The organism is Bradyrhizobium sp. Pha-3, from assembly GCF_042258615.1.
GTDB lineage: Bacteria > Pseudomonadota > Alphaproteobacteria > Rhizobiales > Xanthobacteraceae > Bradyrhizobium.
Map to the genome: position 1 here is coordinate 8,578,334 of NZ_CP170152.1, position 19,623 is coordinate 8,597,956.

Below are 19,623 nucleotides of genomic sequence, written 5' to 3' on the forward strand. Positions count from 1 at the left end.
ACGCTGCGCTTCATCCGGGCTACGGAGCTCCTCCTTCCCCTTGAAAGGGGGCGGAATCCATTCCTCCGCAGAACCGGCGGCCCGATGGATTCCGGGCTCGTGCTTCGCACGCCCTCAGATGCGCAATTGCGCATCGGGGACTGACGGATAGAACCACCCCTCCCTCCAAGGTCCCTCCCCGCGCCCCCGTCGGCCAATTGACATTCGCCGTCGGGGTGCCAGACTTCGGCAAAAATACTGGGTGGAGACCTCTGGATGGCCAATCTTTCGGCCTCGAATCACGTCGCCCGTGTTTTATTGGCGGCCAATCAGCTGGCCGGCGTCGACACCGAGGCGCGGATCGCCGCGTCCTGGCGGCGCTGCGTGGTCAATCACAACCTCGATCCGGCCCGGCGCGGGCCGCCGCAGACCCTGACCGAAGCCGAGGTCCGGCACATCGCCGAACCGATGGAGGATTTGATCCAGGTCGCGATCCCGGAGCTCGAGGACCTTGCCCGGGTGCTCAACGACTCCGGCTACTGCGTCAACCTCGCCGACCCCAATGCGACGATGCTGGTGAGCCGGCTGCCCGGGGGCGACTACGCGCGGATGTTCCTGGAATGGAAGATCTACACCGGCTCGAACTTCGCGGAGACCTTCGAAGGCACCAACGGGCTCGGCACCGCGCTCGCCGAGCAGCGGCCGATCATCGTGCATGGCGACGAACATTTCCGCGAGCAGTGGCACATGTTCACCTGCGCGGTGTCGCCGCTGTTCGATCATGCCGGGCGGCTCGCCGGCGCCGTCAACATCTCCTCCTGCCGCAGCGATCTCGGCCGCAGCGCGCATGAACTGGCGCTCGCCGTCACCGCGGAAGCGACGCGGCGGATCGAGCAGTCGTTCTTCCGCCGGCGCTACCGCGCCTCATGGATCGCGACACTGCCCGGCGACGGGCACGGCATGCTCGCCTATGACGACGACCGCCGCGTCGTCGGCGCCTGCCGCACCGCGCGCGGCGTATTCGGCCTGACGGATGCGATGATCGACGACGGCATCGACCTGTCGCGCCTGATTCAACTGGACGATCGCGCGACACGGGCCGCGGACGAGCCGGTCGCGCTGCGCCGGGCCGACGGCACGCCATGGGGCCGCGGCCGCGTGGCGCCGCCGGTGCGCGCGCGTGTCGCCCGTCCGCTGCCGGCACCGTCGCGTGAGGCGCCGGCCGGACAGTTCAGCGGCCTGCACCGGCTCGCGGGCCGCGATCCCGTGCTGATCAAGGGCGTGAAGCGGCTGATGACGGTCGGCAATCTCGATCTGCCGATCCTGCTGCGGGGCGAGACCGGCGCCGGCAAGGACGTGTTCGCGCGCGCCATTCATGCGGCAAGCAATCGCGCCGGCCGCAACTATGTCGCGCTGAACTGCGCCGCGATGCCGGAGAGCCTGATCGACGCCGAGCTGTTCGGCTACGAGGCCGGCGCCTTCACCGGCGCGCGGCGCGAGGGCTCGAAAGGGCTGATCGTGCAAGCGAGCGGCGGCACGCTGTTCCTCGACGAGATCGGCGACATGCCGCTTGCGCTGCAGACACGGCTGCTCCGCGTGCTGGAAAATCGCGAGGTCTGGCCGCTCGGCGCGCTGAAGCCGGTACCCGTCGACATCCGCCTGATCAGCGCGACCCATCGCGACCTCGCACGGATGGCGGAGGACGGCAGCTTCCGCTCCGACCTGTACTACCGGCTGCGCGGCATGGAGATCCGCCTGCCCGCCTTGCGCGAACGCGCCGACCGCAGGGACATCATCACGCAGATCGCCGACGAGGAAGCGCCGCACTGCCGCATCTCGGCCAATGCCTGGGCGCAGCTGCTGGCCTATCCGTTCCCCGGCAACATGCGCCAGCTCCGCCACGTGCTGCGGCTCGCAGGCGCCACCGCCGAGGGCGGCGTCATCACCGAGGCCGATCTCGATTTGCCGCCGTTCGGCGCGCGCAATGTGGAGGCGGATCATGCGGCAAGCGAACGCGCAGTGATCGTCGAAGCATTGCGCGCCAATGACGGAAGAGTGACGGACGCTGCCAAGGCGCTCGGGCTCAGCCGCGCGACGTTGTACCGGAAGATCAAGGCGTTAGGGATCCAGCTGGACAGCTAGACCCGAACAGCACCTGTTGTTCCGGCCGTGCGGGAAAGGTGCTATCCTACGCCTTTCATTCAACGCCACGGAGCGGGTCCCATGACACGGTTTCCCCTCGCTGTGGTCGTTGGCCTGGTTGCCGCGACCATTTCGCAACCTGCTGCCTCGGATTCTGTTGAACAACGATTGGGCAAAGTCCATTTTGTGACGTCCTGCAAGCCAGAGGCGCAGGAGCTGTTCGATCGCGCCATGCTGTATCAGCATTCGTTCTGGTACAGCGCATCGCGACGCACCTTCGAGGAGGTGCTCGAGGCCGATCCGCAATGCGCCATCGCCTATTGGGGGATCGCGCTCAGTTATCTCTACAATCCGCACGGGGCGCCACCGCCGGAGAACCTTCCGCTCGGCCTCGCAGCCGTGAAGAAAGGCCAGGCGCTGGGTGCGAACACCCCGCGCGAGCGTGAATACATCGATGCCATCGCCGCGATGTATGTCGATTACGACAAGGTCGATCACCGCACCCGCGTGCAGCGATTCCTCGCAGCCGAAGAGCAGGTCGCGGCGCACTATGCCGACGACGACGAGGCGCAGATCGCCTATGCGATCACGCTCAACGTCGCGGCGGCCCCGACCGACAAGACCTACGCCAACCAGCTGAAAGGCGCGGCGCTGCTCGAACCGATCTTCAAGCGCCAGCCCGAGCACCCCGGCATCGCCCACTACCTGATCCACCTCTACGACTATCCGGCGCTCGCCGAGAAGGGCCTACCCGCCGCGATGCGCTACGCCAAGATCGCCGAACGCGCGCCGCATGCCCAGCACATGCCGTCGCACATCTTCACGCGCGTCGGCTACTGGAAGGAGTCGATTGCCTCCAACAAGGAATCCGCACGCATCGCCAAGGAAGACGGCGAACAGCAGGACCAGGCCCACGCGATGGACTACCTGGTCTATGCCTATCTCCAGCTGGGCCAGGACAAGGAGGCGCGCGCGGTGGTCGACGAACTCGGCAAGCTCGAGTTCAAACAGGATCGGTTCGCCGGTCCTTACGCGGTGGCGGCAAGCCAGGCCCGCTATGTTTTCGAGCGCGGCGACTGGAAGGACGCTGCTGCGCTCCAGGTCCGTCCGACCAAATACGCCTATGCGGACGCCATCACCTATTTCGCGCGGGCGGTCGGCGCCGCGCGCTCCGGTGATCCGGCGGCCGCCAAGGCCGATATCGCCAAGCTCACCGAGCTGCGCGACAAGCTGAAAGACGCCAAGGATGCCTACTGGTCCAACATCGTCGACATCCAGCAGCAGATCGCTAGCGCCTGGGTGCTGTACGCCGAAGGCAGACATGACGAGGCGCTCGGCGCGATGAATGCCGCCGCGGAGGCGGAAGACAAGACCGAGAAGCATCCCGTCACCCCGGGACCGCTGGCGCCGGCGCGCGAGCTCTATGCCGCCATGCTGCTCGATCGCGGCAAGGCCGCCGATGCGCTCGCCGCCTACGAGGCCGTGCTCAAGAAGGAGCCCAATCGACTGGCGGCCTATCTCGGGATGATCAAGAGCGCCAAGGCGTCGGGCGATCAGGCCAAGACCCGGGAATGCGCTGATCAGATTGCCCGGCTCACCGCGGATGCGGATCTATCGCGGCCGGAGCTGATCGAATTGCGCCAGACAACCGGAAGCAAGCTGTGATGCCGCTGACGACATGGCGCAACGGTGGAGCGGCCCTGCTCGGCGCCGTTGCGCTCTGTCTTTGCCACGTGCCGCCGCTCGGTGCGATGGAGATCCTGGGCCAGGCCGGCATGCTCGGCGAATGGGAGCTGACCGGGCATCTCACCGAAAGCGGACCGGGCACGCCCGGGCAATTCTCCGGCCCGCTGAAGATGAAGCATGTCGGGATCTGTGCGCTGGACGGACCGGAGGAACGCGCCGGAGAGATCCGGCTGCAACTCACGGGTGCGGATTCGCAGGTGACGGCCGAGCTGGTGCTGGACGGAGCGCCCTGCACCTACAGCGCCCGCAAGACGCATAATTACGAGGGCACGCTGTCCTGCGAGGGCCGCGCGCCCGTCCCCCTGCTGGTGTGGCTCAAATAGAAGCTGCCGTCAGGCTGCCGGCCGCGAGCGGCGCAGCCATTCGTTCAGATCGATGCGGCCGAGGCGCGCCTCGCCCAACGGCACCAGCGAATGCTCCTCGACCCGGCCGCCCCAGTAGAGGGCCTCAGGGTCCTTCACCACCTGACGCGGGTCGCCTTTTGCCTTCAGGTAGCGGGCGACGATTTCGTTGAACGGCGCGCGTTCCGGTCCGGCGATCTCGACGATGCCGTTGCGCGGCGGCTCGAGCGCCACATCGGCCACAAGGGCGGACGCATCCTCCGCCGCGATCGGCTGGAACAGGCCGGGCGAGAGCCTGATCGTGTTTCCAACTGCGCTCGCATCAGCGATGGCTCCGACGAATTCCATGAACTGCGTCGCGCGGATGATGGTGTAGGGAATGCCGGACGCCTCGATCAGTTTCTCCTGAGCGACCTTGGCGCGGAAGTATCCGTTCTCGGGCGTGCGGTCGGTGCCGACGATCGAGAGCGCAACATGGTGCTTGACGCCGGCCGGCTTCTCCGCCGCCAGAAGGTTGCGGCCGGAGGTCTCGAAGAACGCCATCACTGCCTTGTCCTCGAATGACGGAGAATTGGCCAGGTCGATCACGACAGCCGCGCCGGCCAGTGCCTCCTTGAGCCCCTCGCCGGTGATGGTGTTGACGCAGCTCTTCGGCGAAGCGGCGACAACGTCGTGGCCGCGTTGACGCAGAATGGCAACGGTCCTGGAGCCGATCAGTCCGGTGCCGCCGATGACAACGATCTTCATGATTTGGTCTCCCTTGTCGATGACCAGAGATTTGGCGATCTCGGGACGCGCTTGTGCTTCAAGCTTGCCGGCGGCAAGCGCGATGAGCGCAGCGATTGATCGACATATCGACGAACGTTGCGTGCCCGCAAAGCGAGATCGCGCGGACGTCCGGTTGACGAGGAGAGTTGAAGAACTCGCGCCGCCGCATCGATCGCTCCTGCATGCGCGACGGCAGTTATATCATGCCGCTCGCGTTCATGGCGCGTTCGTCAAAATTGATCAGGATTGGTCAGCAGTGCTGATTGACTCGGAGAGGCGTGCCGCCCGTCGCGGCTTCAGGAAAACTCGTTCCAGCTGACGCGCCGCGCGTCGACGTCGCCGAGCGTGATCGGATCGTGGATGTTGCGCACGCTCTGGAAACCGGAGCGCAGATAGATCAGCGGATCGACCGTGGTCACGGCGCGCACATGCTGGACCTCGCCGATGAAGATCGAATGGGTCTTGGTCTCGAGCTCCTGCGCCAAGACGCAGTCGAACGCCGCGACGGCATCCTCCAGCACCGGGGCGCCGGTGGCGCCGGTGGTCCAGCGGCCGAACGCAAAACGGTCGTCGCCGTTGACACCCTTCTGGCCGGAGAAGGTCAGCGCCAGCAGCGCGTGGTCCTCGTTCAGGAAGTTGATGACGAAATGGCGCTCGGCGCGGATGCGCTCATGCGCGCTGGCGTTACGGTTAACGCAGACCAGCACCGAGGGCGGATTGTCCGACAGCGAGCAGGCCGAGGTCACCGTCAGGCCGGTGCGCTGCCCCGGCTCGCGGCCGACCGTCACCAGCGCGACCGCGCCCGCGCAATGCCGCATCGCCTGCTTGAAACTCTGTGCGTCGACCGTCATGCCCTGACCCTGAACCGGAATAGTTCCCTCAAACATATGCGAGGCAGGGTGCGAGGCAAGCCCCGCACCCCGCCTATCTGTCATGCAGCCTTCTCGAACTCGGCGCCGAGGTGCTTGAGTCGCGGCATCACCTCGTTCTTGAGCAGGTCCAGCGAGTGCCGCCAGGCCTCCGGCTTGTGCTTGTAGTCGAAGCCGAACACGCAGAGGACGCCGAAGCCGCCGACCTCCCGGTAGATCTTCTCGATCTTCTCGGTGACCGTCGCGGGCGAGCCGACGATCCAATTCCGGCGTGCGCAATATTCGACGGTGACGTCGCTGTCGGGCACGTCGGGGGCGTGCTTCAGGTAGTCCTTGAAGCCGAAATGGCCGAGCAGCGGCAGGAAGTACTCGCCCATCATCCGGCCCATCATGTCGCCGGTCGACAGCCTCCACGCCTCTTCATCGGTATCAGCCACGAACACTTCGCGCACCAGCCGCCAATCCCTGCGGCTCGGCTTGCGGCCGGTCTTGGCGGCGCCGGCTTCGACCGAGTCCCAATGGCTGCCGACATAGGCCGGGTTGAGGTTGAGGCTCATCGGGATGAAGCCGCGCTCGCCGGCGAGCTTCAGCGTGTCGGAATTCTTCGACAGGCCGGCGACGCCGATCGGCGGATGCGGTGCCTGCTGTGGCTTGATGTGCGGCTTGAGGAAGTCGAACATCGTGTCCGGCTTCGACACCGTCCAATACTTGCCCTTGTGCGTCCAGGGTCCGGGCTCGGACCACATCTTCAGGATGATCTCGAGCGCCTCGCGGGTCATGTCGCGGTTCTGGCCGGACATGCCGTCGACATTGAACATCGCCCAGTCGCTCGGCAGGCCCGAGGCCGCGACGCCGAAATTGAGCCGCCCGTTCGAGAGATGGTCGAGCATCGCGACGCGGTTCGCGAGTTCAGCGGGATGATGATACGGCAGCAGGAAGCCGCCGGGGCCGATGCGGATGTTCTTGGTCTGCAGCAGCGCCTGCGCGACCAGCAGATCGGGTGACGGGTGCGGCTCCCAGGGTGCGGTGTGATGCTCGCCGATCCAGGCTTCCTGATAGCCGAGCTCGTCCAGCCAGCGCAGCGTCTGCAGGTCCCAGTCGTGGCCCTCCTTCAATCCGCACTCCGGCGGGTGCGAGGGCATGGTGAAGTAGCCAAGCTCCATGTGCGTTTCCTTCCTTCGCTTGAGGTTCAGTCATGCAATGCGTCTTGCCGCGCATTCGACGATGCGTTGAGCAAGCGCTGTGCCAGCGCGAAAATCGCAGGAGAGATCGAGAAAGGCGGCGTTTTCGGCCAAGGGCAAGCCACGCCAAGGGCCCGGCGAGGCCCTTGCCGTCTCATCGTCGCGAGACAGTGTCTCAACGATGAGACGGAACGCGGTGTCGCAGATCAGCCCGCGGCGCGGCGCACCAGCTTGTTGCTATCAGGCTCGGACGGCGGGGGAAGCTGCATCAGGATGGTCTGGCCCATCGAGGCGATCTCGATGCCCTCCTCCTGGAAGCGCCGCTTCATGCGGCGATTGAACTCGCGCTGCACCGACCAGCGGCCGCCGTCGGTGCAGCGGATCTGGCCGACGATGGTCACGACCGAGCCGTCGACCTTGTCGACGCCCCACAATTCGAGATCGCCGCGGATCAGCGCGCGATACGCCGTCTCCTGACGCATCCCTGCGACGATGTCCTTCAGCACCTCGCCGGCGCGGTCGGTGTCCTCCTTGTAGGACACGTTGACGCTGACCGCGGCATTGCCGGCGCCACGGCTGGCATTTGTGATCGTCGTCACCGCGCTGAACGGCACGATATGCACCGAGCCGTCGCCGGCGCGCAGCCGCATGGTGCGGATCGAGACGTTCTCGACCACCCCCGACAGGCCGGACACCGTGACGGTGTCTCCGACCTGCACGGTGTTCTCGAGCAGCAGGAACAGTCCGGTGATGAGGTCCTGCACCAGCTTCTGCGAACCGAAGCCGATCGCGATGCCGACGATGCCGGCGCCGGCGAGCAGCGGCGCGACATTGACGCCGATCTCGCTGAGTGCGGTGAGCCCGACCACCGCGACGATGATGCAGAACAGCGCGGTGCGCAGCATCGGCTGGAAGGTGCGCAAGCGCGCCGCGCGGGCGAAATGCCCCTCGCGCGACAGCGCGTCGATCTGCCGGTCCATCAGCGCATTGGCGCCTTCCCAGATCACGGCCGCGGCGAGCGCGGCGATGCCGATCGTCACCAGCGCCGAGATCAGCCGGGAGCCGATCTGGCCGCCATAGAACCAGACGATGGCATCGACGCCCCACACCTCAAGCAGCGCGACGAAGCCGATCACGGCGATCACCGCCGTGACCACCTTGCGCAGCAGCGGCAGATAGCGGTTGGCGCGGATTTCCAATCCCGGGAAGCGCTGCATCAGGTCCGGGCTGATGCGGAAGCCGCGATCGATCAGGCTCAGCACCACCATTGTGACGAGCCGGGTGACCAGCAATACCGCGACGGTGCCGACGAAATATTGCAGCAGCAGCGAATAGCCGTTGCGGATGTTGAGCGCCCACACCGCCCACAGCGCGAGATCGAGCGCGATCGCCAGCACATGCCACAGCGAAGCGAGACGGTTGCGCGTCCGCGCCGCGAGGCCGGTGCGATCGGCCGGCGCCCGAATGACGTCGGCGACCTGGCGGCGGCACTGCAGGATGATGACGACGATGAAGAGATGCACGACCAGCATCACGAGCCGGAGCAGCGCGGCATAGCCGGCGTGGGACAGCCCAAGCAGCAATGCGACATTGGCCAAGCAGATCCCCGAGACCCCGACGGCGACGATGCGCCGCGCCCATATCTCGATATAGGCCGCGGTTTCGGCACGGACGCGGACCAGGCCGAACGGGCCGGCCAGCGCGCGCACCGCACAGATCAGCGCGCGCGAGAAAGCATAGGCGTTGATCACCGCGAGGATTACGAGCCGCGTGGTCGACTGATTGCCGATCTCGGTGCTGAGCAGCGCCGCGGCGACGCTGAGAAACACGACCACCGGCAGCAGCTCGAGCACGAGGCGGCCGAGCACGAAGGGCAGACGGACCAGCGACTGCCAGGCCCGCGCCAGGCTGAGCCGGCGGCGATGCAGATCGCCCTCCGGCGTGACGTCGGCAACTGACGACGGCGGATCGGCGCTCGCGAGCGCCTGCACCGGCACGCGCGCAGTTTGCGGCAGCCGCGCTTCGAGGAACGCGACCGGCCGCTTGATCAGGCGGAATACCACCCATTCGGCGGCCAGCGCGCAGCCGAGCACCAGCGCCAGCTTCCAGGCGATGTCGATCAGGAGGCCATAGGCCGCGGGATCGTTGGCGGTGCGCAGGAACCAGTAATAGAACGCTGGGAAATGCGTCAGCGTGCGCGCGACGTCGGCGACCTCGCGCGACATCTCGCCGACCTGCTCCGACACCATCAGCAGAAGCTGCGCACCGAGGCTGTCCGCGCTGAGCGGGATCGGCGAATGCTGCTCGGGCGCCGGCTGCGCGGCCGCCTGCGGCGAGGCATTGGCGATGGCGCGCAGCGTGTTGATGATCTCGCCGCGCTTCTTGTCGTCCTGCAGCGTCTCGAGCGCGCGCTTCGCCTGCTCGGGCGTCAATGCGTCGCTGGTACCAGGTTGCGGCGGCGCCGGCTTGGCGGCCGGCTGCGCCAGCGCGGGCGAGACGAACAGGGCGAGGACGAGAAGGATCGCAAAGCGAAGTTTGTGCGACACGAGGGCCTCTTATTAAAATAATTGCGCGACCGCAGATCCCCGGGAGGACTCTGCTCTCGCGCTCGCGCCATGTCGGATCGCCCCTTTTCGCCTTGATGATGTGTCGGAAGTTTGCTGCTGCGACGACCATCTCTTGGCATTTGCCGCAACACGATCGTCACAAGTGTTGAGCGGCGTTTACGCATGGCGGGCGGGGCGGGCCGAGCCGGCCGATCGGCTCGCCACACGCCAGGGCTGAGGCGGGACAATCTTTCGCTTGACGCGCGGGGGCCGTCATGATGTTCTTATTTTGTTCTTTCGGTTTCAGTTGCGTTTCGGAGGCCTCATGCACGACGTCTTTGCCGATGACGGTCCGGTCCAGCTCTTCATTCACGACGACGGCGAGACGCCGCTGGAGTTCGTGCAGGACCTGCTGCGCACGGTATTCGGGAAATCCCCGCAGGAAGCCATCGCTACCGCTGCCTTGATCGAGGCAAGGGGCGCTGTTCCGTGCGGCCCCTATCCGGGCGCCGTCGCTCGGGCAATGTTCAACAGCGCCAAATGGCTGATCCGCTCCAACGGTCACCCGTTGATGATCACAAGCGAATCCGCCGACGCCAGCCGCCCCTGCGACCTCTGCGAAGCCCCGAAGGCCGTGACCGAGATTATCCTCTCCGGCACGACGGCCTCGCTGTGCAGGGACTGCCTGCTCGCCGCGCGTCGCAGCTCGGAAGAATTGCCGAGCCACGAGTTTCGATACGCATTTGTTGCGCTCGACTGGCATTTCGCTGGCGTGCCGCGCAACCTGATCGTGACGCGGGCACGCCAGTTTCCAGGCCACATGCGTGCCGACGTTCAGGTCGCGATCGACAAGCTGCTCACGGACCCGATCCACTTCTTCGGGATCCATGAGGAATACCGCTACGAGACGATTGGATTTGCGTCCTTGATGAAGGACAGCCGCAATGCGCCGGCGATCGCACCCCCCCAGTACCAGGACGTCGATATCGGCGAGCCCGAGCCGGTGAAATGTCTCGTCAACGGTTTGTGGCTGTGCCGGTCGGGCGCGTTACGCTACGCCGTGCTGCTGACTTATCATCGCGAATATGACCGCGAACCCGCCGTTCGGATCGAGATCGCATTGCCGGCAGGCACGGCCGGCGATGCCTTCGTACAGCCGACCTTTGCCGCGCTGGAAGCCGCTGTCCACGCCGCGCGATCCTACCGCGGCAAGATACTCTCGCTCGAGGGTGGTTCGGACTATCGCGGCCGTTCGCGCGGCGTGACCGTGCATCGCCTGCCGACGGTTGCCCGCGATGACGTGATCCTGCCGGAGCGGACGCTGCGGCTGCTCGACCGCAATGTGCTCGGCTTTGTCGAAAGCCGCGACCTGCTGCGCAAGCTCGGCCAGTCGACCCGCAAGGGCATCCTGCTGTATGGCCCGCCCGGCACCGGCAAGACCCACACCATTCGCTATCTCGCCACCAACCTGCCGGATCACACCACGCTGATCATCACCGCCGAACAGGTCGGCCTGCTCGGCGCCTATATGAACCTCGCCCGCCTGCTGCAGCCGGCCATGGTCGTGATCGAGGATGTCGACCTGATCGCGCGCGACCGCGAGGACATGGGCGGACCGTGCGAAGAATCGCTGCTCAACAAGCTGCTCAACGAGATGGACGGCCTGAAGGAGGATTGCGACATCCTGTTCCTGCTGACCACCAACCGGCCCGAAGAGCTCGAGAGCGCGCTGGCCGGCAGGCCCGGCCGCATCGACCAGGCGATCGAGGTGCCGCTGCCCGACGAGACCGGGCGCGACAAGCTGATCCGACTCTATGGCAAGGGCCTGCCGCTCGAACAGCCCGTCATCGACGAGGCCGTGCGACGCACCGACGGCGTCAGCGCCGCCTTCATCAAGGAGCTGATGCGCCGTCTCGCCCAGGCCAGCATCGTCAGCGACGGCGGCGGGGAGGTCACGACCTCCGACCTCGACGGCGCGGTCAGTGAAATGCTGTTCGACGGCGGCCGGCTCAACGCCAAGCTGCTCGGCGGTGCGCAGGGAATGAGCGCAGGGTGATCGTCAATAGAGCAGTGCGCGATCTGTCACCGTCATCCTGAGGTGCGAGCGCAGCGAGCCTCGAAGGATGCACGGCCCTGCTCGTGGCCGGTCGCCCTTCGAGACGGCCGCTTCGCGGCCTCCTCAGGGTGACGGGGATGGATCGGGTAACGCGGAGCTAAACTAGCCGAACGCTTCGTTACCGCTGCGGCAGCAGCAGGTCCCGCTCCCCTCGCGCGACCCGCGCAAGCGCGTCGGACATCCGCGTCAGCACGCCCTCCCAGGCCTGCGGCTCGTCCTGGCGGAACAGCCGCATGGTCGGATACCACGGCGTGTCGGCGCGATCGCGCAGCCAGCGCCAGTCGAGCGCATAGGGACACAGCATCCAGACCGGGCGGCCAAGCGCGCCGGCAAGATGCGCCACCGAGGTGTCGACGGCGATGACGAGATCGAGCGCGCAGACGGCCGCGGCGGTGTCGGCGAACTCGCCGAGCGTCGGCGCGAGGTCGACAATATCGGCACCGAGACGCCGCAGCACCGGGGCATCGTCCGGCCGCGGCTCCTTCTGCAGGCTGTAGAGCTGCACGCCAGGTGTGACCAGCCGCGGCAGCACGGCGTCCGCCGGCAGCGAGCGCTGGCGGTCGCCCTGGTGCCTGGCATTGCCGGCCCAGACCACACCGACCTTCAGGGCGGACACGCCGGCGAGCGCCTCGCGCCAGCGTGCGAGCTTGACGACGTCCGCCTGCAGATAGGACACGGCCGTGGGGATGGTCTCGACGGTGGTGCGGAAGATCCGCGGCAGGCTCAGCAGCGGCAGTTGCAGGTCGAACGGCGGCAAGGACTCGCCGCGGGCGAACACCGCGACATCGGGCAGCATCGGCCGCAGCAGCGAGACCAGCGCCGGCTGCACCTGCAGGATGATCCGGCCGCCTCTGCCCGCCAGCATCGGCACGTAGCGGACGAAATTGATGGCGTCGCCGAGCCCGTATTCGGCAAACAGCAGCAGCGTGCGTCCCGCCAGCGGCTCACCCTGCCATTCCGGCTCGTCGAACACCGGATCACCTTCGCTGAGCATCTTGGTCTTGCGGCGCCACTGATACTCCTCAAAGCCCTCCTCGAACTCGCCGTTCATCAGCAGGAAATGCGCGTGGTTGTAATGCGCCAGCGGCTGTTCGGGGTCGAGCGCGATGGCCCGGCGCGAGGCCACCAGCGCCGCATCGATCTCGCCGGCATTGCGCAGCGCGACCGCAAGATTGGCGTGGCCCTTGGCGTAATTGGGTTCGAGCTCGATGGCGCGCCGATGCGCGGCGACCGCCGCCTCGACCATGTTCTGCGCCTCGAAGATGATTCCGAGATTGGTGTGCGCGGCGGCATAGTCCGGCTTGAGCGCCAGCGCCAGCTCGGCGCAGGCGATGGCATCGTCGACCTGTCCGAGCTCGAACAGGCAGGCGCCGAGATTGTTGAGGATGACGTGATCGGATGGATCGCGGGCCGAGACCTGCCGATAGACGCGGACCGCTTCCTCGCGCTCGCCCAGTTCGTGCAGCACCATGGCCAGCAGGCGCCGCGGCGCGAAATTGTCCGGATCGAGCGCGATCGCGCGGCGATAGTGCAGGACCGCGTCCTCCAGCCGGCCCAGGCGGTAGAGGGCCGCACCGAGGCCGCTATGCAGGCCGGGATGATCGGGATCGGCGCCGAGCCCGCGGCGATAGGCGGTGGCAGCAGCGTCGTGCTTCTTCTGATCGGTCAACGCATTGCCGAGGTTGAGCCAGACACCGCGATAGGCCGGATCGCGCGCGATCACCTCGCGATAGGCCTGCTCCGCCTCGACCGGCCGCTGCTGACCGGCCAGCGCAACCGCAAGGTTGAACCGCGCCCGCGTCAGGCCGCCATCGAGCGCGATCGCGCGGCGAAACGCCGCCTCGGCCACGTCGAAGCGCGACAGCTCGCACAGCGCAACGCCGAGCTTGATGTGCAGGCCGGCATCCTTCGGCCGCAATGTGACGCCGCGCTGGAACGCCGCCACGGCGCCCTCGTGCTCGCCCTTCACGGCGAGCGCATCGCCGAGCGTGGCGAACGCCGGTCCGTGCTGCGGATCGAGGCTGAACACCCGGTTCAGCAGCACCGCGCCCTCGGCGGCGCGATCGGTCACGAAGGCGATGACGGCGGACAGATGCAGCGCCGGAATATGGTCAGGATCTGATGTGAGGATGTCGCCGCACAACGTGCCGGCCTCCATCGCGCGGCCCGCGCCATAATGCGCCACCGCATCCAGCAACATCCGATCAACAGCCACACTGCCCACGATACCGCCCCCGCCTCTCAAGACCCGATGGGGATTAAACGGACGACGGCGGGAATTCCGGCACGCGAGTTTCAACGTTCGCCATCCCCCCTCTTGACGTCCACCCCGTCCTGTAACATATGAAGTTACATGAAACGCGACAGCCGTCTATCCGGGGTCCTGCATGGCCTGCTCCACATGATCGGAGCGGGCGAACCGGTCACATCGGAGCAACTTGCACAGGCGATGGCCACCAACCCGGTGGTCGTCCGCCGCGTGATGGCGGGCCTGCGCGAGCAGGGCCTGGTTCGTTCCGAGAAGGGCCATGGCGGCGGCTGGACGCTCGCGCGCGATCCCGCCGACATCACGCTCGCCGACATCTATGGCGCGGTCGGCGCGCCCACGATCGTCGCGATGGGCCATCGCTCGGAAAATCCCGGCTGCCTGGTCGAACAGGCCGTCAACGATGCGCTGTCAGGCACGTTTCGCGAGGTCGAGGCGATCTTCCTGAAACGCCTCGGCGCGGTGACGCTCGAAGCGCTCGCGAAGGATTTCAAGCGCCGGCTCGCCAAGCACAAGCAAAGTCTCGAGGACCAGATTCATGCAGCAGAGTGAGCAGGCGAAGCCCCTTCCGTTCAACGATCCCGCGCATTGGGACAAGATGGTCGCGACCTACGAGGCGCAGTCGCAGCCGTTCACGACACACTTCGCCGAGGCCGCGGTCGCGATGCTCCCGATCGGCTCGTCGTCGAAGGTGCTCGACGTGGCCACCGGCACGGGTGCCGCGGCGCTTGCGGCCGCACGTAGAGGCGCTGACGTCACCGCGATCGACTTCTCAGCCGGCATGGTGGCACGAGTCCGCGCACATGATGTGGCGAATATCGAGGCACGGCAGATGGACGGCCAGGCGCTCGATCTGCCGGATGCCGCCTTCGATGCGACGGTGTCGGTGTTCGGCGTGATGCTGTTTCCGGATTGGCGCGCCGGGCTGCGCGAGATGGCGCGGGTGACGCGACCGGGCGGATCGGCGGCGATTGCGGTCTGGAAAAGCGCCGACGGCGCCGCGGTGTATCTCTTGCTCTCGCAGATCATCCGGCGGCTCTATCCCGACAACGTCACGCCGATGCCCTGCACCGGCCTCGCCGAACTCGCCGATCCCGCCCGCCTCAGCGCCGCGGTCATCGCCGCCGGCTTCTCCGATCCCGTCGTCGCCGAAATCACCCACGACTTCCAGCTCAATGTCGCCAATCCTGCCGACGTCGACAAGCTGTTCGAGTTCATGCCGCATTGGAGCGGCCTCGATGCGGACCAGGGCGCCACCGTTGCGCGCGCCTTCCGGAGCGAGATCGAGCGCGGCCGAGTCGGAGACACCTTCGCGATTCCCTCGACCGCACTGATCGCGACGGCGCTGCGGCCGTAGCCGCCGCGATCCGGCAGCGACCGGCGATCGACGCGCGGCGTTATCGATCGCCCGTTTTGCGTGCGCTGAACGAGAATGATCCGCCGCTTGGTCGCCTGATCGCGGCAATCCCGCGCGCAATTTCCTTCTCAGATTGTGCAATGACGTAGCGGCCCGGCAACGGCGCGTTACAAAAGCAGATGCGCGCGGAGATTCCGCGGCGGGCTTGCCGGCTCGCGTATTACAACAAGCCCGTATTTTTTTGGCATGTGCGCCGCCTGCTGCAGGCCGGCGCGACGGGGGTTACGTTGTTGCCGATTGCAAACTTTGCGCGGGCTCGTTTCCGCTTCGCCACCTCGCGTCTTGCGTCCGAGCTTCGCAACAGACTGCCATCAACGGCGATCGCGCGACGCGCCGGATGCGGACTCGTGCTGATCGCCGCCGCATTGTTCGGCTCGGTCGCCGCGGCCAGCGCGCAGGCGCCGGCGGTAGCCTCGATCTCCCCGACATCAGGTCCCGCCGCGGGCGGCACCACCGTCATCATCTCGGGCGGCAGTTTCAGCACTGCCACCGCGGTGCGTTTCGGCGCCGTCAACGCAACGAGCTTTGTCGTCAATTCGAGCGAGCAGATCACCGCAGTCGCGCCGGCAGGGACCGGCACGGTCGATGTCACCGTGACCAACCCGTCCGGAACATCATTCGCGTCTCCCGTGGATCAGTACACCTATACGGCGTCCGCACCGACGGTGACATCGATCTCGCCGACCGCAGGCCCGACCAGCGGTGGAACGACGGTCATCATCACTGGCACAGGCTTGACCGCTGCGACGGCCGTGACGTTCGGCGCAACCACTGCAACCGGCTTCACCGTCAATTCCGGCACCCAGATCACGGCGATCGCACCGGCGGGAACCGGCACCGTCGACATCACGGTGACGACCGCAATCGGCACCTCACCCGCCTCCGCCGCCGACCAGTTCACCTACACCAGTGCGCCGACGGTGACCGCGATTGCTCCGGCAACGGGGCCCGCGGCGGGCGGCACGTCGGTCGCCATCACCGGCACCAACCTGACGGGCGCAACGGCGGTGAAGTTCGGCGCCACCAACGCGGCGAGCTTCACGGTCAATTCGGCGACCTCGATCACCGCGATCTCGCCCGCTGGCAGCGGCGCGGTGGATATCACGGTGACGACGGCAGCCGGGACATCAGCGACGTCAGCGGCGGACCGCTTCACCTTCGCAGCCGCAACGACGACCCAGACCGCACTGACCTCGTCGCAGAATCCGAGCAGTCTTGGCCAATCCGTGACCTTCACGGCAAACGTCACCGCCTCGGCGGGAACGCCGACCGGCACGGTGACCTTCAGCGACAATGGATCGCCGATCGGCACCGCGACTCTCGCGGCAGGCACGGCGAGCTTCTCGATCTCGACCCTCAAGATCGGCAGCCACACCATCACGGCGAGCTATGCCGGCAGCGGCGCGTTCAACGCCAGCACCTCGCCTGCCCTGGTGCAGAGCGTGAACGTCCCGGCCGACAGCGTGAAGCTGCGGGCATTGCAGATCGATATCACCAAGCTGGTGGCGCAGAATTCGGGCCAGGCGATCTCCGGCGCGATCGACAACGCGATCTCGGAAGGGTTCAGCGAAGGCGGCAGCTTCATGACGCCGAGCGGCGCCGGCATGCGTTTCAACTTTGCAGCCGATCCGTCAGACGGCGTGGCGCAGGTCGATGCGACGGGGAATCGCAGTGCCTATGCGTCGGATCGCAATTCCGGCGCACCCGGACGCAGCGGAAACAGTTCGCGAATCGACAATGCGTTTGCGGCGATCGATCAGCAGATGCCGGCCAAGGCGGCGCCCAAAGCCTACCGCGAACCGCGCGACTGGCTGTTCTGGATCGATGTCAGGGGCAGCGGCATCGACCGCTGGTCGTCGCCGAACTCGCCGGGCGTCGGCACGTCGGGTTCATCGATCTATGGCAACCAGCTCAATGCCCTGATGGGACTGACCTACCGGGCGCTGCCGAACCTCCTGGTGGGTGCCGTCGCCGGCTATGAGACGTTCAACTACACGGCCCAGGACATCAACGGAAAGCTCACCGGCGACGGCTGGACCGCAGGAACCTATCTCGGCTGGATGATCACGCCGGCGCTGCGTTACGACGCCGCCGTGACCTTCTCCCAGATCGGCTACAACGGGGTGGCCGGAACGGCGCAGGGCAATTTCAACGGCGACCGCTGGATGTTCGCGACCGGGCTGACCGGCAGCTACAAGACGAGCAACCTGCTGATCGAGCCGTCGGCGCGACTCTACACGCTGTGGGAGCATGAGAACGCCTATGTCGACACGCTCGGCACGCTGCAGACGGCGCGGGACTTCGTCACCGGCCGCGCATCCGGCGGCGTCAAGCTGAGCTATCCGCTGGCAACGATCGATGCCGCGGTGGTCTCGCCCTATCTCGGCGTCTATGGCGACTACTATTTCAGCAGGGACGACGCCGCGGCACTGGCCGTGAGCGGCATCCCGGTCAACCCGATGCTGGTGCTGGAGGGCTGGTCGGCCCGCGTCACCGGCGGGCTGAACGCCAGGCTCGCGGGCGGCATGATGCTCGGCGTCGGCGCGGAGTATGGCGGGCTCGGCGGCACGGCCCGGATCTGGACGTTCTCGGCCAGGGCGCGCGTGCCGTTCAACTGATCGAAGGCGGCTCGGCCGGACCTGCATCCCCGGCGATGCAGGTCCGTTCTCGTTCTAGCGCTTGTCGCCGTCCTGTTCTTCTCCGTCACGCGGTTCTTCGTCACTCGGCGGCTGCAGACCGGGGCTGTTGGCCCAGCGGTCGAGGTCCTCGATGACCCGCCGGTGGCTCGGCCGTAGCGACGGCGGACCGCCGGGCTCTTGCGGCAGTTTTCGGGGCAGCTTGACCTGTTCTGGCATGGCGAGGCTCCAGAGCTGGGGGCTGTGCGCGGGGTACAAATAGCGATCGCTACGCACGCGACATCAGCAGATCACGGATCTCGGTGAGCAATTCCTGCTCCTTGGTCGGCTTCGGCGGCTCGGCCGGCGCCGCGGGCGCTTCGCGCTTGAGCTGGTTCATCAGGCGCACCACCATGAACAGCACGAAGGCGACGATCAGGAAATTGAGCGTCAGCGTCAGGAAGTTGCCCCAGGCCAGCACCGCGCCCTGCTTCTTGGCGTCGGCCAGGTTGGTCGCCGTCACCGACTTCGACAGCGCGGTGAAATAATTGGAGAAGTCGAGCCCGCCACTGATCGCGCCGATGATGGGCATGATGATATCGGCCACCATCGACGAGACGATCGCACCGAACGCCGCGCCGATGATCACGCCGACGGCGAGATCGACGACGTTGCCCTTCATGGCGAATTCCCTGAATTCCTTCAGCATGTGATCTCCTGTTCGAAAAGGGGATGTGGTGCGGCCCCGCGACTGGATCGCCGGCCGCTGCAAAGCTGCGAACGATTATTCGCGGTCTGCCGGCTTCGCGGGTGCCGCGACCGGTTGCGCAGGCGCCGCCTGCTCCCACGGTGCCGGCAGGATGACCCGCGCCGGCGGCGGGATCTGCGCGGCGCGCTGCACATTCACGCTCGCATTGGCCGGGTGCTGCTCGTCGCCGGCGTTATCCGCGCGGGCGATGGCGATGGTGATACCCAGCGCCAATGCTGCGAGGCCTACTCCCGCGCCGATCGAAGCGGCGACGACGCCGGTCCGCGGCCTGTCCAGGATGGCAAGATGAGATGAGGTCATCGCAACTGCTCCTCACGCAATACAAATCAATCCGAGCCGTGCGGGACGCGCGCCGCGCACGGCTCAAGGCGGTGATCAGGTCTTGATGTCGGCCGGCAGCTTGCCGCCATTGGCGGCGAGCTTGGCCATCACCTGCTGATGCAGCCAGACGTTCATGGTGGCGGTGTTGTTGGTATCGCCGGTGTAGTGCAGCTCCTTGGCGAGCTCCTTGCGGGCAGCAAGGCTGCTGTCGAGGCCGAGCGCCTTCATCAGGTCGACGATCGAGGTGCGCCAGTCGAGCTTCTCGCCGGTGGCAGCGGCCGCCTTGTCGACGATCGCCGCGACGTCGACGGTTTGTGCGGCTGATGTGCCGGGTGCCGGCGATGCAGATGCAGATGTTGACGTCGATGCCGGTGCGGAACCGGGTGCTGCCGTCGCTGTGGTCTCAGCGGTCTTGGCCTGGGCGCCGTGGCCGAAGATTGCACCCATGATGCTTCCAAAAATGCTCATGTTCTCTCACTCCGTGCGCCCGGGACACCGTTGGTCCCGTGACTGGTTCCAGTGACGGGTGGACGATAGGCAGGCCATT

General features: G+C 66.6%; 16 protein-coding genes. 7 read left to right on the top strand and 9 right to left on the bottom strand.

The genetic code is table 11. The features are described from left to right. Nucleotides 1–255 precede the first annotated feature (255 nt). The 3 genes from ACE10Z_RS40090 to ACE10Z_RS40100 all read left to right on the top strand — a co-directional run bounded on the left by ACE10Z_RS40090 (nucleotide 256) and on the right by ACE10Z_RS40100 (nucleotide 4,190). Nucleotides 256–2,121 (top strand): sigma-54-dependent Fis family transcriptional regulator, encoded by a 1,866-nt coding sequence (locus tag ACE10Z_RS40090; RefSeq protein ID WP_375785601.1) that lies wholly within the window; start codon nucleotides 256–258, stop codon nucleotides 2,119–2,121. Nucleotides 2,122–2,202: 81 nt separating this feature from the next. Next, nucleotides 2,203–3,786: a hypothetical protein gene (locus ACE10Z_RS40095; RefSeq protein WP_375785602.1), complete on the top strand. Its 1,584-nt coding sequence runs from the start codon at nucleotides 2,203–2,205 to the stop codon at nucleotides 3,784–3,786. Then, nucleotides 3,786–4,190, top strand: a complete 405-nt coding sequence (locus ACE10Z_RS40100; RefSeq protein ID WP_375785603.1) for a hypothetical protein — start codon at nucleotides 3,786–3,788, stop codon at nucleotides 4,188–4,190. Before ACE10Z_RS40095 ends, ACE10Z_RS40100 begins: the two co-directional genes overlap by 1 nt. A 9-nt stretch (nucleotides 4,191–4,199) precedes the next feature. Here the strand turns inward: ACE10Z_RS40100 and ACE10Z_RS40105 are convergent, their stop codons facing one another. From ACE10Z_RS40105 to ACE10Z_RS40120, 4 genes are all read right to left on the bottom strand, one after another. Then, entirely contained in the window at nucleotides 4,200–4,955 is a 756-nt protein-coding gene (locus ACE10Z_RS40105; RefSeq protein WP_375785604.1) for an SDR family oxidoreductase, read from the bottom strand. 317 nt (nucleotides 4,956–5,272) lie between these two features. Then, nucleotides 5,273–5,827 (bottom strand): flavin reductase family protein, encoded by a 555-nt coding sequence (locus ACE10Z_RS40110; protein ID WP_375785605.1) that lies wholly within the window; start codon nucleotides 5,825–5,827, stop codon nucleotides 5,273–5,275. A gap of 80 nt (nucleotides 5,828–5,907) precedes the next feature. Further along, nucleotides 5,908–7,008: an LLM class flavin-dependent oxidoreductase gene (locus ACE10Z_RS40115; RefSeq protein WP_375785606.1), complete on the bottom strand. Its 1,101-nt coding sequence runs from the start codon at nucleotides 7,006–7,008 to the stop codon at nucleotides 5,908–5,910. Nucleotides 7,009–7,232: 224 nt separating this feature from the next. After that, complete coding sequence (locus ACE10Z_RS40120) at nucleotides 7,233–9,572, bottom strand: mechanosensitive ion channel family protein (RefSeq protein WP_375785607.1); 2,340 nt, start codon at nucleotides 9,570–9,572, stop codon at nucleotides 7,233–7,235. Between the two features lie 325 nt (nucleotides 9,573–9,897). On the opposite strand from ACE10Z_RS40120, the gene ACE10Z_RS40125 reads away from it, so the two are divergent. Further along, nucleotides 9,898–11,628: an ATP-dependent Clp protease adaptor ClpS gene (locus ACE10Z_RS40125; RefSeq protein ID WP_375785608.1), complete on the top strand. Its 1,731-nt coding sequence runs from the start codon at nucleotides 9,898–9,900 to the stop codon at nucleotides 11,626–11,628. A 178-nt stretch (nucleotides 11,629–11,806) separates the two neighbouring features. Here the strand turns inward: ACE10Z_RS40125 and ACE10Z_RS40130 are convergent, their stop codons facing one another. Beyond that, the gene (locus tag ACE10Z_RS40130; protein ID WP_375790039.1) at nucleotides 11,807–13,888 is read right to left on the bottom strand and encodes a tetratricopeptide repeat protein; all 2,082 of its coding nucleotides are present in this window, start codon (nucleotides 13,886–13,888) and stop codon (nucleotides 11,807–11,809) included. Between the two features lie 153 nt (nucleotides 13,889–14,041). Between ACE10Z_RS40130 and ACE10Z_RS40135 the strand changes: the two genes are divergently transcribed. The 3 genes from ACE10Z_RS40135 to ACE10Z_RS40145 all read left to right on the top strand — a co-directional run bounded on the left by ACE10Z_RS40135 (nucleotide 14,042) and on the right by ACE10Z_RS40145 (nucleotide 17,989). Beyond that, a complete protein-coding gene (locus ACE10Z_RS40135) occupies nucleotides 14,042–14,506 on the top strand; it encodes an Rrf2 family transcriptional regulator (RefSeq protein WP_375785609.1) in 465 nt (154 codons plus the stop codon). Further along, complete coding sequence (locus tag ACE10Z_RS40140; protein ID WP_375785610.1) at nucleotides 14,493–15,311, top strand: class I SAM-dependent methyltransferase; 819 nt, start codon at nucleotides 14,493–14,495, stop codon at nucleotides 15,309–15,311. The genes ACE10Z_RS40135 and ACE10Z_RS40140 overlap by 14 nt, the downstream gene beginning before the upstream one ends. A 407-nt stretch (nucleotides 15,312–15,718) precedes the next feature. After that, entirely contained in the window at nucleotides 15,719–17,989 is a 2,271-nt protein-coding gene (locus ACE10Z_RS40145) for an IPT/TIG domain-containing protein (RefSeq protein ID WP_375785611.1), read from the top strand. 54 nt (nucleotides 17,990–18,043) lie between these two features. Here ACE10Z_RS40145 and ACE10Z_RS40150 read toward each other — a convergent pair whose 3' ends face one another. The 4 genes from ACE10Z_RS40150 to ACE10Z_RS40165 form a co-directional block, all read right to left on the bottom strand. Further along, nucleotides 18,044–18,226, bottom strand: coding sequence for a hypothetical protein (locus tag ACE10Z_RS40150; RefSeq protein WP_375785612.1), 183 nt, complete (start codon nucleotides 18,224–18,226; stop codon nucleotides 18,044–18,046). Between the two features lie 49 nt (nucleotides 18,227–18,275). After that, complete coding sequence (gene mscL / locus ACE10Z_RS40155) at nucleotides 18,276–18,695, bottom strand: large conductance mechanosensitive channel protein MscL (RefSeq protein ID WP_375785613.1); 420 nt, start codon at nucleotides 18,693–18,695, stop codon at nucleotides 18,276–18,278. A 75-nt stretch (nucleotides 18,696–18,770) separates the two neighbouring features. After that, nucleotides 18,771–19,055, bottom strand: coding sequence for a hypothetical protein (locus tag ACE10Z_RS40160; protein ID WP_375785614.1), 285 nt, complete (start codon nucleotides 19,053–19,055; stop codon nucleotides 18,771–18,773). 75 nt (nucleotides 19,056–19,130) lie between these two features. After that, nucleotides 19,131–19,544, bottom strand: a complete 414-nt coding sequence (locus ACE10Z_RS40165; RefSeq protein WP_375785615.1) for a DUF3597 domain-containing protein — start codon at nucleotides 19,542–19,544, stop codon at nucleotides 19,131–19,133. Nucleotides 19,545–19,623: the final 79 nt, after the last annotated feature.

What these genes read in the sequence shown, in the direction of transcription:
- ACE10Z_RS40150 (WP_375785612.1), bottom strand. Translation starts at nt 18,226, where the DNA reads ATGCCAGAACAGGTCAAGCTGCCCCGAAAACTGCCGCAAGAGCCCGGC.
- mscL (WP_375785613.1), bottom strand. Translation starts at nt 18,695, where the DNA reads ATGCTGAAGGAATTCAGGGAATTCGCCATGAAGGGCAACGTCGTCGAT.
- ACE10Z_RS40105 (WP_375785604.1), bottom strand. Translation starts at nt 4,955, where the DNA reads ATGAAGATCGTTGTCATCGGCGGCACCGGACTGATCGGCTCCAGGACC.
- ACE10Z_RS40115 (WP_375785606.1), bottom strand. Translation starts at nt 7,008, where the DNA reads ATGGAGCTTGGCTACTTCACCATGCCCTCGCACCCGCCGGAGTGCGGA.
- ACE10Z_RS40090 (WP_375785601.1), top strand. Translation starts at nt 256, where the DNA reads ATGGCCAATCTTTCGGCCTCGAATCACGTCGCCCGTGTTTTATTGGCG.
- ACE10Z_RS40095 (WP_375785602.1), top strand. Translation starts at nt 2,203, where the DNA reads ATGACACGGTTTCCCCTCGCTGTGGTCGTTGGCCTGGTTGCCGCGACC.
- ACE10Z_RS40140 (WP_375785610.1), top strand. Translation starts at nt 14,493, where the DNA reads ATGCAGCAGAGTGAGCAGGCGAAGCCCCTTCCGTTCAACGATCCCGCG.
- ACE10Z_RS40130 (WP_375790039.1), bottom strand. Translation starts at nt 13,888, where the DNA reads ATGTTGCTGGATGCGGTGGCGCATTATGGCGCGGGCCGCGCGATGGAG.
- ACE10Z_RS40135 (WP_375785609.1), top strand. Translation starts at nt 14,042, where the DNA reads ATGAAACGCGACAGCCGTCTATCCGGGGTCCTGCATGGCCTGCTCCAC.
- ACE10Z_RS40110 (WP_375785605.1), bottom strand. Translation starts at nt 5,827, where the DNA reads ATGACGGTCGACGCACAGAGTTTCAAGCAGGCGATGCGGCATTGCGCG.
- ACE10Z_RS40160 (WP_375785614.1), bottom strand. Translation starts at nt 19,055, where the DNA reads ATGACCTCATCTCATCTTGCCATCCTGGACAGGCCGCGGACCGGCGTC.
- ACE10Z_RS40125 (WP_375785608.1), top strand. Translation starts at nt 9,898, where the DNA reads ATGCACGACGTCTTTGCCGATGACGGTCCGGTCCAGCTCTTCATTCAC.
- ACE10Z_RS40165 (WP_375785615.1), bottom strand. Translation starts at nt 19,544, where the DNA reads ATGAGCATTTTTGGAAGCATCATGGGTGCAATCTTCGGCCACGGCGCC.
- ACE10Z_RS40100 (WP_375785603.1), top strand. Translation starts at nt 3,786, where the DNA reads ATGCCGCTGACGACATGGCGCAACGGTGGAGCGGCCCTGCTCGGCGCC.